Raw genomic sequence first — 12,482 nt, 5'->3', positions numbered from 1 at the left:
CCACGCCGTCCCCCTCCCCGCCATCACCGCCTCCCTCTTCGCCCGCTTCACCTCCCGCCAGGACGACTCCCCCCAGATGAAAATGATCGCCGCACTGCGCAACCAGTTCGGCGGCCACGCGGTCGAGTCGAAGTAACCCGCGGCGGGCGGGCGCGGTTTCCCCGTACGGCACCACCTGATCGCCACCCCGATCGCCCACCGCCGGGCTGCCCGGAGGAGCGGCAGCCCGGCGTCCTCCTCGCAACGGAAGCGGAGCACGCATGGACAGCAACACCCCGCCGCCGCCCGCATGGTGGCGCGACGCCGTCATCTACCAGGTCTACATCCGCAGTTTCGCCGACGGCAACGGCGACGGGACGGGCGACCTCGCCGGGCTGCGCGCACGCCTCGGCCATCTGGCCGGCCTGGGCGTGGACGCCCTGTGGATCACCCCGTGGTACGTGTCGCCGCAGGTCGACGCCGGCTACGACGTGGCCGACTACCGGGCGATCGACCCGGTCTTCGGCACGCTCGACGAGGCCGACGCCTTCCTCGCCGAGGCGCACGCGCACGGTCTGCGGGTGCTCGTCGACCTGGTGCCCAACCACACCTCCGACCAGCACCCGTGGTTCCGCGAGGCGCTCGCCGCGGGTCCGGGGTCGGCGGCCCGGGGCCGGTACCACTTCCGGCCGGGCCGCGGCGCGGACGGCGAGCTGCCTCCGAACAACTGGCCGAGCGTCTTCGGCGGGCCGGCCTGGACGAGGGTCGCGGACGGCGAGTGGTACCTGCACCTCTTCGCCGCCGCGCAGCCCGACCTCGACTGGGACGTGCCCGAGGTGCGGGAGGAGTTCGCGTCGGTGCTGCGGTTCTGGCTGGACCGCGGCGTCGACGGCTTCCGGATCGACGTGGCGCACGGCCTCACCAAGGACCCGGCCTACCCGGACATCGAGGAGAGCGCGACCGGCCTGCTCGGCGCGGCCGCCGACGAGCACCACCCCTACTTCGACCGCGACGCCACCCTGGAGATCTACCGGGAGTGGCGCCGCATCGCCGACGCGTACCCGGGGGAGCGGACGTTCGTCGCGGAGGCCTGGGTCTCCTCGCCGGACCGGCTGGCCCGCTACCTGGCGCCCGGACGGCTGCACACCGCCTTCAACTTCGGCCTGCTGGACTGCCCGTGGGAGGCGCCCCGGCTGCGGGAGGTCGTCGAGCAGACCCTGCGGGTGCTCGCCCCGGTCGACGCGCCGCCCACCTGGGTGCTCTCCAACCACGACGTGATCCGCCACGTCACCCGGTACGGCCGCGCGGAGACCTCGCTCGACGACGCGAAGCGGCTGTACGGCACGCCCTCCGACCCGGAGCTCGGCACCCGCCGGGCCCGGGCCGCCGCGCTGCTGACCCTGGGTCTGCCGGGCGGCGCGTACATCTACCAGGGCGAGGAGCTCGGCCTGGAGGAGGTCGAGGACCTGCCGGCGGAGGTGCTCCAGGACCCGAACCGGTTCTGGTCCGGCGGCTGCGGCCCGGTCCGTGACGGCTGCCGGGTGCCGCTGCCGTGGTCGGGGGAGACCGCGCCGTTCGGCTTCTCGCCGGACGGTGCCGCCGGGGAGCCGTGGCTGCCCCAGCCCGCGGCGTGGAAGGACCGCAGCGCCGCGGCGCAACTCGCCGACCCGGCCTCCGTGCTGACGCTGTACCGCAGCGCGCTGGCCGTCCGCCGCGGCTGCGAGGACCTGGGGGAGGGCGACCTGGCGTGGCTGCCGGCCGCCGAGGAGGTGCTGGCCTTCCGCCGGGGCCGCCGTACCGCGGTCGTGGTCAACACCGGTGCGGATCCCGTGCCGCTGCCGGAGCACACGGAGGTGCTGCTGGCCTCCGGCCCGCTCGACGGGCCCCTGCTGCCGGGTGACACAGCGGTGTGGCTGTCGCTCTGACCTCCCCGCGCGGCCGTACGTGAAAGGGCCGGGAACCCGAACCTCGGGTTCCCGGCCCTTTCACGTACGGCCCTTCCATGCGGCCCTTCACGTACGGCCGGCCGGCCCGGACGGCGCCGGGGTGCGGGGCCCGGGCGGCGGCGCGGACGCCGTACGGCGGTGCGGGGCCCGCGTACGGCGACGCGGGTGCGGCCCGGACGGAGGCCGCACCCGCGCGGGTGGGGGGAGTGGACGGACGGTCAGCGCCAGAAGGTGTTGCTGCCGGTGGCGCCGTCGCCGAAGAACGCCTCCTGGCCGGAGACGACCTTGCCGTCCTCCCAGTGGAGCAGCTGGATGGCGTCGACCACGAGCGCGCAGGAGCAGTCCTCGCCGGCCCGCAGGGCGGAGTTGCGGCAGAGGTAGACGGAGAGGTGCCCGTCGATCATGATCTGCTCGGCCTCGGAGCGGAAGGTGCCGCCCGACAGCTCGCTGCGGGTGCCCACGTACGCCAGGAACGCGTCGAGGCCCTTGTACTGGCCGGCCAGCGGGTTGTCGCCGGGGACGGACCAGACGAGGTCCTCGGCCCAGTACTGGGCGATCTCGGCGCGGTCGCCGCGGTCGAGCGCCTCGTAGGCGGTGCGGACGCGCTTGGGGGTGAGCTTCACGGCCAGTTCCTGCTCGGAGCTGACGATGCCGCCGCGCATCATCTCCTCCGTCAGCAGGTTGCCGCCGACGGAGGTGGCGCCCGGCTTCATGTCGTCGACGGTGACGTAGACGAACGGCCTGGCCACCTCGCCCATGACCGTGACGAGTGCGTCGGTCATCTCGGTGGTGATCTGGGCCTTCTCCGCCATGCTGGCGAAGCCTTCGATGAGACTGACCCGGATGATGGGCATGGATCCTCATTCCTGGTGGGAGCGGTGCTCCGAGAGGGAGCGGGGAGAAGGGTCCGGGACGGGTCAGCGGACCTTGAGGACGACCTTGCCCTGGGCCTGGCCGGTCTCGATCAGCTCGTGGGCCTTGTCGGCGCGCTCCAGCGGCAGCACGGTGCCGATGATGGGACGCAGGGCGCCGGCCTCGATCAGGGCGGTGATGTGCTCCAGGTCGGACCGGTCGGTCTCGACCGTCAGGGAGACGGCGCGCAGGCCGAGGCGGGCGGCCTCGGCGACGGTCTCGTCGTCCGGCGGCACGGGCAGCGACACGAGGACGCCGCCCGCGCGCATGGTCTTCAGCGACCGCAGGCCGTTGTCGCCGGCGACGGTGTCGACCACCACGTCGATGTCGTGGGCGAGGTCCTCGAAGCGGACCTTGGTGTAGTCGTAGGCCTCGTCGATGCCGAGGCTCTTCACCAGGTCGACCTGCCGGGTGCCGACGGTGCCGCAGACCCAGGCGCCGCGGGCGCGGGCGATCTGCACGGCGAGGTGGCCGAGGCCGCCGGCGGCGCCGTGCACGAGCACGCGGGTGCCGGGGCCGGTGCGGCCGACGCTTACCAGGCTCTGCCAGGCGGTGAGGGCGACCAGCGGCACGCCGGCGGCCTCCTCGTGGGTGAGGCGGTCCGGCTTGAACGTGAGCTGGCGGGAGTCGACCGTGACGTACTCCGCGTAACCGGCCCCGATGCGCGGGAAGTTGACCATGCCGTAGACCTCGTCACCGGGGGCGAACCGGGTGACGCCCGAACCGATGGCCTCGACGACGCCGGAGACGTCCCAGCCGATGGTGATGGGCAGCGGGCCCTGGGTGGGGGAGATGCCGCCGCCGGAGCGGGTCTTGCAGTCGACGGGGTTGACGCCCGCCGCGTGCACCCGGACGAGGACCTCCGTCCAGAGCGGCTCCGGGCGGGGCACCTCCTCGATCTGCAGCACCTCCGGGCCTCCGAAGCTGTGCTGGCGGACCGCGCGCATGGTTTCGGACATGTCGGTACTCCTTGTTCGTGGTGGCCTTGTTCGTGGTGACCGCGGCGGGCGCGCGCGGCCGTACGGCCGGGGATCCGGTGCGGTGCGGGTGGGTGCGGTGCGGGGGCGTGGCGGCGGGCGGCGCGGAACGGCGGGCGGCGCGTGGCGCGGTGGCCCCGGCCCCCGTCAGCCCGCTTCGGCCCCGGCGGGCTCGGCGGCCCCGGAGGCGTCCTTGCGGCCGGACTTGGGGCTGACGTCGATGAAGTACGACAGCAGCAGGACGACGTAGAAGCCGATGCTGATCTTGGCGCTGACCGAGGAGAGCAGGACCGCGGTCAGGTAGAGGAACGGCCCCACGCCGAACCGGGCGCGGATGCGCCGGGCCTGGCCCGGCGAGATGTGCGCGCCCAGGTGGCGGTGGTCCTTCGAGGCGTAGATCCAGATGGCGTTGAAGAAGACGCCGCCGAGGATCAGCACGATGCCGTAGAAGGCGGCCGCGGTCTTCTCGCCGGCCCCCGCGTTGACCGCGTCGGCGAGGACCGCGGTGGGGAACGGCAGGAACGACACGGACAGCAGCAGCATGAGGTTGAGGATCATCAGGGTGCGGTTGGTCCTGATGATGTAGTGGAACATCAGGTGGTGGTTGAGCCAGATCATCCCGATCAGCAGGAAGGTGATCGAGTAGGCCAGGTAGGACGGCCACAGGTGGAGCAGGGCCGATCCGAGGCCGGCGTGCATGGCCTGTTCGGAGGGGGCGTGGATCTCCAGGATCAGCAGCGTGATGGCGATCGCGAACACGCCGTCGCTGAAGGCCTCCAGCCGGGCGGTGGACATCTCCGGCATCTCGATGGAGTCGTCGGCTTCCGCCTCGGTCGCACGGGTCTCCGTCGCGGTCACCATGTGATCGGTCTCCGTTCCTGGAAGAACCCGGCGGTGGGGCCGTCGTCGGGCAGGGTGGCGAGCCAGACGGCGGTGTCGGCGCCCTGGTCGGGGGTGAGCGGCGCGCCGCTGCCGCCCATGTCGGTGCGGACCCAGCCGGGGCACACGGCGTTGACCTTGACGTGGAACGGCACGGAGTGCGCGACCACCAGGGTCAGGGCGTTGAGGGCGGCCTTGGCGATGCCGTAGGCGGCGGGGCCGGGCCCGCCGCCGGACATCCGCCCGCCGGTGGAGGAGATGTTGACGACCCGTCCGTAGCCGCGGTCCACCATGCCGGGCACGAAGGCCCGGGAGGTGCGGTACGCGCCGAGCAGGTTCACCTGGAGGGAGTCCGCCATGGTCTCCTCGGACACGTCGAAGAACGGCGTGGTCGGGTAGATCCCGGCGTTGTTGACGAGGACGTCGACCTGGACGCCGTCGGCGGCGAGCCGCTTCGCGCAGGCTTCGACGCTGTCCGGGTCGGCGACGTCCAGCTGCTCCACCCGGACGGCCGCGGGGCCGAGGGAGGCGGCCGCCCGGCGGCCGCGTTCGGTGTCGCGGGCGCCGAGGACGACGTCGAGGCCGGAGCGGGCGAGCCGGCGGCAGACCGCCAGCCCGATGCCCCGGTTTCCGCCGGTGACGAGAGCGGTGTGCGGCACCGGTGTTCCTCCGATCCTGAGAGGGGGTGACGGACGGTCAGGGGTGGCTGCCGGCCTGGACGAACTCGATGAGGTGGCCCTCCGGGTCGCGGACGAAGGCGACCCGGATGCCCAGCGGGGTGACGTCGACCGGGCCGATCGTGACGGGCACGCCGAGCGGTTCGAGGGCCGCCAGGACGGCGTCCAGGTCGTCGACGTACCAGGCCAGGTGGCTGGGGCCCTGCACGAAGCCGTGCTCGGGGGGGTCGGCGCGCCGCAGGGTGGCGGAGCCGGTGCGCTCGGCGAGTTCGAGCCGCAGCGCGCCGTGGCCGAGGAACGCGACGCGTTCGCCGCGCTCCGGCATGTCGAGGCGGTTCACGAGTTCGAGCCCGAGGGTGTCGCCGTACCAGGCGATCGCCCGGTCGATGTCGGCGACGACCAGGCAGGTGGAGAGCCCTGCGAGGTGGTCGGCGACCTGCTTCGCCACGACGGTGGCCATACGTCCTCCGTGATGCGGGGTGAGTGCGTCACGGCAGCACGCGACAGTCGCTCGCAGTGCCGCCGACAGTGCCGATGAGCCTAAGCGATTGACTGTGCGATTGACAATAATTGACTCAAGCAGTTTTCTGGTGACTGCACCCTCTGCCGACATCCGTGCCGTTGAGTGCAGCGCTTCCGGACGGCATGTCGCCCGTTCCGCACCAGAGACCAGAGGAGTCAGACCCGCCATGACGACCATCGACCGTGCACCGACCGGTGCGGGGGAACTGACGGCCCGCAGGAAGCAGCTGTCGCTGCTGATCCTGTGCGGCGCCGTGTTCCTCGACGCACTCGACATCTCGCTGCTGGGCGTCTCGCTGCCCAGCATCAAGACCGGCCTCGGCCTCTCCGACGGCTCGCTCCAGTGGCTCGTGTCCGGCTACACCGTGGGCTACGGCGGATTCCTGCTGCTCGGCGGCCGGGTCGCCGACGTCTGGGGCCGCCGCCGCACCTTCATCGCCGCGACCGTGCTGTTCATCGCCGCCAGCCTCCTCGGCGGCGTGCTCACCGACGGCGGCCTGCTGGTGGCCACCCGCGTGCTGAAGGGCATCGCGGCCGGCTTCACCGCCCCGGCGGCGATGTCGCTGATCACCACCACCTTCCGCGAGGGTGCCGAGCGCAACCGCGCGCTCGGCGTGTTCGCCATGACCGGGGCCGGCGGCTACAGCTTCGGCCTGGTGCTCTCGGGCGTCCTGACCGAGATCGACTGGCGCCTGGTGTTCTTCGCCCCCGGCGTCATCGCGATCGCCGTCCTGGCCGCCAGCCCGCTGATCAAGGCGGACGCGCCGCGGGTCGCCGGCCCGCGCCAGAGCTTCGACTTCGCCGGCGCACTGACCGTGACGCTGGGCGTCATGGCCCTCGTGTACGGGCTCGTCCAGGGCCCCGCCTGGGGCTGGGGCTCGCCCGGCACCATCGCCGTCCTGGCCGGTGCCGTGGTGCTGCTGGCGGCCTTCGTCGCCGTGGAGTCGCGCCACCGCTCGCCGCTGGTGCCGCTGTCGATCTTCCACTCCCGGTCGCTGAGCAGCGCCAACCTGATCAGCGTGGTCTGGGCGGGCTCCACCATCGGCTGGCAGTTCGTCGCCACGCTCTACCTCCAGGAGGCCCTGCACTGGGGCGCCCTGAAGACGGCCTTCGCCTTCCTGCCGCTCGGCGTGGTCATCGTCGCCGTCGCGAAGTTCGCGGCCGGTCCGCTGGTCGGCCGGTGGGGCGTCCGGGCGGTCGTCACGGTCGGCATGCTGATCCAGGCCGTGGGCGTGCTGCTCTACCTGGGTGTCGGTGCGAACAGCAGCTACGCCGCCGTGATGCTGCCGGGCATCATCCTGCACGGCATCGGCAACGGTCTCGTCTACCCGACCGTCAACATCGCCGGCGTCAGCGGCGTGGCCGACGAGCGCCAGGGTGTCGCCGCGGGTCTCATCACCGCGTCCTACCAGGTCGGTGCGGGCGTCGGCGTGGCCGTGCTGGCCGCGGTGCTCACCGCCACCGGCGGCAGCGGCGAGGGCGTCTCGGGCTACCGCTGGGCCTTCCTGGTCGCGGGTCTGATGTCGCTGACCGGCCTGCTGATCGGCTTCCAGGGCCTCCGGCAGCCGAAGGGGGCCGCAGCGGCCTCCCCGGCCGCTCCGGCGGTGCCCGCGGCCGACCCGGTCGCCGCCCGGCAGTGACCCCTTCCGGTGCCCGCCCGCCCGGTCCCCACGCCGTGGCGGGCGGCCCCGGAAGGCGTGATTGACAGAGTAATTGACAAAAAATGACAGCAATGGTTGAGTTGTGTCCGAGGCAAGGCGGTCCCGCCTCGGGGGAGTCCGGAGGGGACATGGCAGAGCCGACGGAGACCCCGGAGGCCCTCCGGGCGGTCCGCGGTTTCATCGCCGCGGCCAACCGGGGCGACGTGCCCGCCCTGCACGCGGCCCTCGCACCGCAGGTGCGGATCGACATGGCGGGGGCCGTCCACACGGGGCGCGACGAGGTGCTCCGCGCGTTCTTCGTCCGCTGGGTCGTCCGGCCCGGGGGCCGGTACCGCGAGGTCGCGGCCGGGCCCGTCCGGCCGGCCGGCGGCGGAGCCGCCCTGACGGTCCGCTACGACTTCCGCACCCCGCAGGGGCTCGTCGAGGACATCACCTACACCTACCTCGTCCGTGGCGGAGAGATCGCCGCCATCACGGGCCGGTTCGTCTGAAACCCCCGGCGCGGCACGGCCGCGCCTGTCGTCGCAACAGCACCGCCGGAGCCCGGGGCCCGGCGACACGTCGGAGGAGAAGGCTGTGGAGAATCCGGTAGCGGTGGTCGGCGGAGCCGGCCGGGTCGGCCGCCTGGTCGTGGCGGGTCTGCTCGAACAGGGCGAGCGGGTACGGGTCGTGAGCCGTCGGGCTCGCGGCGCCGGCGCCGCGGAGTCCTTCCGTGCGGACATCCGGGACCGCGCCTCGCTGGCCGCGCCGCTCGCCGGGTGCTCGGCCGTGGTGATCAGCGTCGAGCCGGGCACCGCCGACAGCGGGCCGAACAGCCCCGAGGCGACGATGTACCAGGGCGTGCGCAACGTCCTGGACGCCGCCACCGCCGACGGCGGGAAGCCGCACATCGTGCTGGTCAGCCAGATCTACGTGACCCGCAAGGGACACCCCATCAACGCCCAGGGCCGCATGCTCGACTGGCGCCTGGCCGGCGAGGACGCGATCCGCGCCTCCGGCCTGCCCTACACGGTCGTCCGCCCCAGCTGGCTCACCGACGGCCGGCGCGGCGGGGCCGTCCGGCTGGAGCAGGGCGACCTCGGCGACGGCCAGATCAGCCGTCAGGACGTCGCGGACGCCTGCGTGCAGGCCCTGTACAGCCCGTCCGCCCTGGCCGTGACCTTCGAGATGTACAACGCGCCCGGCACCGCGCGGACCGGCTGGGACGAGCTCTTCCAGGGCCTCGCACCGGACCTGTCGACCGCGCGCTGACCGGGCCCGGACCTTCACCGACCCGTCTGATTGGAGCTGTGCCCGATGGACAGCAATCGCACCCACGAGGTCGTCGCCGGGTGGTTCGCCGCCCTCGGCCGGGGGGACATGGACACCGTCCTCGCCACCTTCTCCGAGGACATCGACTTCGAACTCCCCGCGGACGAGTGGAACCAGGTCGTCCCCTACCTCGGCCGGCACCTCGGCCCGACCGCCGTCGCCGCGGCCTTCGGCGTCCGCGCCGACACCACCGAGGTGCTCGACTACGAGGTCCGGGACCTCCGCGCGGAGGGCGACACCGCCTTCGCCGTGGTGTACACCCGGGCCGCGCACACCCGCACCCGCCAGGAGTTCCGGATCGAGGACGCGCACCGCTTCGTCGTCGACGACTCCGGCAAGATCGTCCGCTGGAAGGTCTACTTCGACCCCAACACCGAGGTCGCGGCGTTCACCGCCGACCGCCAGCCGCGGCTCGTCGCCGCCGCCGGGAGCGGTGACGCCGAGGCCGTCCGCCGGCTCGTCGAGGTCGAGCGGGCCGACGTCAACCTGACCGACCCCGCGACCGGCCTCACCCCGCTGATGATCGCCGCCGGCCGCGGCGACGAGGCGGTCGTCCGCCTGCTGCTCGCCGCCGGCGCCGACCCGCGGACCGCCGACGCCCGCGCCGGCGCGACCGCCCTGCACAAGGCCTGCCAGAGCGGCAGCGTGCCCGTCGCCCGGGCCCTCGTCGAGGGGGGTGCCTTCGTCGACGCGGTGGCGCCCACCACCGGCCACACCCCGCTCATGGACGCCCTCTGGTTCAAGTTCCCCGACCTGGTGGCCTACCTGCTCGACCAGGGCGCCGGCCTGGAACTGCACACCCACTACGGGTTCTCGCTCCGCGAGCACTTCGCCTACGAGCTCAACGTCAACACCCGCGGCAAGGACCTGCTGCTGCAGGCCGAGCAGCTGCTCGACGAGCGCCGCAAGCACGACGCGGAGGACGTCGCCGAGCAGCGGCTCATGGCCGCCGTGGTCGCCGACGACGCCGGCGAGGTCCGCGCCCTGCTGGCCGCCGGTGCGGAGGTCGACGCCCGCGCCCCGCGCCTCAACGGCTTCAACGACGGCCACACCCCGCTGCACGTCGCCACCCGCGACGGCCACGACGAGATCGCCCGGCTGCTGCTGGCCGCCGGTGCCGACGTCAACGCGGTCGAGCCGTGCTTCGGCGCCGTCCCGCTGCACAAGGCCGTCTACAACGGCCACGCCGGCATCACCGCCGACCTGGTCGCCCACGGCGGCGTCGACCTCGACTTCCAGGGCGCCACCAACGGCTACACGCCGCTGCACGACGCGCTCTGGCACGGCTACGAGGAGTGCGCGCGGATCCTCGTCCAGGCCGGCGCCCGCACCGACCTGCGCGGCCACGACGGCAAGACCCCGTACGACCTGGCCGCCGAGGTGTTCGGCGGCGACCACCCGCTGACCGCCCTGCTGCGGGCCGAGGCGGCGCCGGCGGCCTGAGCCGCCCGGTCCGGCGGGCGGCCGTCCGGCCGCCCGCCCACCGCACCCACACCACCGGAGGAGACCACATGCTGTTCTACGTTCAGATGCGCTGGAACCACGAGGGCCGCATCTCGCTCGACGAGCTCTGGGAGGTCGAGCAGGAGGAGGCCGAGCACGCCAAGGAGACGATGGACTCCGGCTTCTGCGTCGGCATCTGGAAGGTCGCCGCCCAGAAGCGCGTCATCGCGATCATCGACTCGCCCGACGCGGAGGAGCTCGACCGCACCGCCCTCGGCCGGCTGCCGATGCGCGAGTACCTGGAGTTCGAGGAGGTCTGGCCGCTGCGCGACTACCTCGGCTTCGCCGAGGACGTCAAGAAGCGCTACCAGGTCTGACCCCGCCGCAGGCGCCGGGCACCCCCGGGGCCGGCCACACCCCGCAAAGGAGCCCCCCGTGATCCACCAGCTGATCTTCGCTCACCCCCGGCCGGGGATGACCGAGGAAGAGTTCCAGCGCTACTGGCTCGACGTCCACGCGCCGAACTACGCCTCCAAGATCAAGCAGATCCGGCGGTACTGCGTCGACACCCGGATCCCGCTCGGCCCCGAGCCCGCCGACCCGCTGTGGAGCGGCATAGCCGAGATCTGGCTCGACAACGACGAGGACCAGCTCGCCTCGCTGCAGTCGCCCGAGTTCCTCCAGGGCGCCCGCCTCGACGAGCCGAACTGGGCCGCGTTCTGGCGCACCGTCGTGCTCGACACCGACGCCCACACGCTGCTCGCCGGCCCCGGCCCGCTCCACCCGCACCCGGTGAAGCTCGTGCTGCTGGCCAAGCGCACCAACGGCACCACCGTCGAGGAGTTCCGCAGCCGCAGCCTCGGCGCCCACGCCAAGCTCGCCCTCGACGTCCCCGGCCTGGTCCGCTACCAGCAGGGGCACGTCCGCGACGGCGCGTACGCCGTCGGCGAGACCATCCTCGACGCCGCCTACCAGCTCTGGTTCGAGGACGAGGCGGCCCTGCAGGCCGCCGTCGACTCCCCGGAGTTCGCACGCGCCGAGGAAGACCTCAAGCAGTTCGTCGAGCCCCGCTACCTGCACCGCATGGCGGTCCGCGAGCACTGGGTCATCGGCACCGAGACCGCCTGACACCGGGTCGCACCGGCGATCACCGCGGCGGCGCCCCGCACCGGCCCGCCGCACCCCTTCTACCGATGGAGGCCATCCCCGATGGCGAAGAAGCGCATCCTCATCGTCCTGTCCGAGTACGGCTACTGGGGCGAGGAACTCGTCGGCCCGCTGGAGACCTTCGACAAGGCCGGCTACGAGGTCACCTTCGCGACCCCGACCGGCAAGCGCGCGGTGGCCCTGCCGCCGAGCTACGACCCCGAGTACATCGACCCGCCGCTGGGCCGCTCGGTCACGAGCACCGAGATGGCCGAGAAGGTCCGCGCGTTCGACACCTCGGACCGCCTGGACAGCCCGCTCGACCTCTCCACCTGGCTGCCCGACCGGCCCTACCGCAGCCGCAACGACTTCCTGCGGGCCTGGGAGGGCTACAACCACCGCCGCGAGCACGTGCAGACGCAGATCGCGGACCGCTACGACGCGCTGCTCATCGTCGGCGGCAGCGGCCCGATCGTCGACCTCGCCAACAACTGGCGGGTGCACGACCTGATCCTCGCGTTCTACAACCTCGACCTGCCGATCGCCGCCGAGTGCTACGGCGTCGCCGCGCTGGCCTTCGCCCGCGAGCAGGAGCACCGGGTCAGCATCCTGCGCAACAAGCACGTCACGGGCCACTGCATCGAGTACGACTACAAGGACGGCACCGGCTTCATGGGGACCGACTTCGTGATCGGCCCCCCGCCGTACCCGCTGGAGTACATCCTGCGCGACGCCACCGCCCCCGAGGGCGCCTTCCACGGCAACTTCGGCAAGGAGACCTCGGTGATCGTCGACTACCCGTTCATCACCGGCCGTTCCACGCCCGACTCCTACCTCACCGGCCAGAAGGTCGTCGAGGTGCTGGAGCAGGGACTCCGCCAGTGGGGCTTCAAGGCCTGACCCGTGCAGTCCGCGGCCCGGGGTCCCGCACCCGGGCCGCGCCCCCCCCCCCCCCCCCCCCCCCCCCCCCCCCGCGGCCGCCCCCCCCCGGCCCCCCCCCCCCCCCGGGGGGGCCGCTCCCCCGCCGGT

13 protein-coding genes and 1 pseudogene are annotated in these 12,482 nt (G+C 73.0%); 9 read left to right on the top strand and 5 right to left on the bottom strand.

Annotation, left to right across the window (positions count from 1 at the left end; genetic code table 11):
* Positions 1-136 (top strand): annotated as a pseudogene (locus SNE206_RS39095) (6-phosphogluconate dehydrogenase); the annotation flags it as partial.
* A gap of 124 nt (positions 137-260) precedes the next feature.
* Positions 261-1,904: a glycoside hydrolase family 13 protein gene (locus tag SNE206_RS39090; protein WP_407918358.1), complete on the top strand. Its 1,644-nt coding sequence runs from the start codon at positions 261-263 to the stop codon at positions 1,902-1,904.
* Positions 1,905-2,143: 239 nt separating this feature from the next.
* On the opposite strand, the gene SNE206_RS39085 is transcribed toward SNE206_RS39090, so the two are convergent.
* The 5 genes from SNE206_RS39085 to SNE206_RS39065 form a co-directional block, all read right to left on the bottom strand.
* On the bottom strand, positions 2,144-2,779 hold the full coding sequence (locus tag SNE206_RS39085; protein ID WP_407918357.1) for a nuclear transport factor 2 family protein: 636 nt from the start codon (positions 2,777-2,779) through the stop codon (positions 2,144-2,146).
* 63 nt (positions 2,780-2,842) lie between these two features.
* Entirely contained in the window at positions 2,843-3,796 is a 954-nt protein-coding gene (locus SNE206_RS39080) for an NADP-dependent oxidoreductase (RefSeq protein WP_407918356.1), read from the bottom strand.
* A 165-nt stretch (positions 3,797-3,961) separates the two neighbouring features.
* The gene (locus tag SNE206_RS39075) at positions 3,962-4,675 is read right to left on the bottom strand and encodes a TMEM175 family protein (protein WP_407918355.1); all 714 of its coding nucleotides are present in this window, start codon (positions 4,673-4,675) and stop codon (positions 3,962-3,964) included.
* Positions 4,669-5,352 (bottom strand): SDR family NAD(P)-dependent oxidoreductase, encoded by a 684-nt coding sequence (locus tag SNE206_RS39070; protein WP_407918354.1) that lies wholly within the window; start codon positions 5,350-5,352, stop codon positions 4,669-4,671. The genes SNE206_RS39075 and SNE206_RS39070 overlap by 7 nt, the downstream gene beginning before the upstream one ends.
* Positions 5,353-5,389: 37 nt before the next feature.
* A complete protein-coding gene (locus tag SNE206_RS39065; protein WP_407918353.1) occupies positions 5,390-5,830 on the bottom strand; it encodes a VOC family protein in 441 nt (146 codons plus the stop codon).
* A 229-nt stretch (positions 5,831-6,059) separates the two neighbouring features.
* Between SNE206_RS39065 and SNE206_RS39060 the strand changes: the two genes are divergently transcribed.
* The 7 genes from SNE206_RS39060 (at position 6,060) to SNE206_RS39030 (ending at position 12,353) form a co-directional block, all read left to right on the top strand.
* On the top strand, positions 6,060-7,532 hold the full coding sequence (locus tag SNE206_RS39060) for an MFS transporter (RefSeq protein ID WP_407918352.1): 1,473 nt from the start codon (positions 6,060-6,062) through the stop codon (positions 7,530-7,532).
* A 149-nt stretch (positions 7,533-7,681) separates the two neighbouring features.
* On the top strand, positions 7,682-8,044 hold the full coding sequence (locus tag SNE206_RS39055; protein ID WP_407918351.1) for a nuclear transport factor 2 family protein: 363 nt from the start codon (positions 7,682-7,684) through the stop codon (positions 8,042-8,044).
* An 85-nt stretch (positions 8,045-8,129) separates the two neighbouring features.
* Entirely contained in the window at positions 8,130-8,804 is a 675-nt protein-coding gene (locus SNE206_RS39050; protein ID WP_407918350.1) for an NAD(P)H-binding protein, read from the top strand.
* 45 nt (positions 8,805-8,849) lie between these two features.
* Entirely contained in the window at positions 8,850-10,307 is a 1,458-nt protein-coding gene (locus SNE206_RS39045) for an ankyrin repeat domain-containing protein (protein ID WP_407918349.1), read from the top strand.
* 68 nt (positions 10,308-10,375) lie between these two features.
* On the top strand, positions 10,376-10,684 hold the full coding sequence (locus tag SNE206_RS39040) for a muconolactone Delta-isomerase (protein WP_405013595.1): 309 nt from the start codon (positions 10,376-10,378) through the stop codon (positions 10,682-10,684).
* A 58-nt stretch (positions 10,685-10,742) separates the two neighbouring features.
* Complete coding sequence (locus SNE206_RS39035; protein ID WP_407918348.1) at positions 10,743-11,435, top strand: EthD family reductase; 693 nt, start codon at positions 10,743-10,745, stop codon at positions 11,433-11,435.
* Between the two features lie 81 nt (positions 11,436-11,516).
* The gene (locus tag SNE206_RS39030) at positions 11,517-12,353 is read left to right on the top strand and encodes a type 1 glutamine amidotransferase domain-containing protein (RefSeq protein WP_405013597.1); all 837 of its coding nucleotides are present in this window, start codon (positions 11,517-11,519) and stop codon (positions 12,351-12,353) included.
* Positions 12,354-12,482 lie beyond the last annotated feature (129 nt).

The sequence above is a fragment of the Kitasatospora sp. NE20-6 genome (assembly GCF_045862635.1).
Note: the sequence above shows the minus strand (reverse complement) of the source record. Positions and strands in the feature narration are given on the sequence as shown.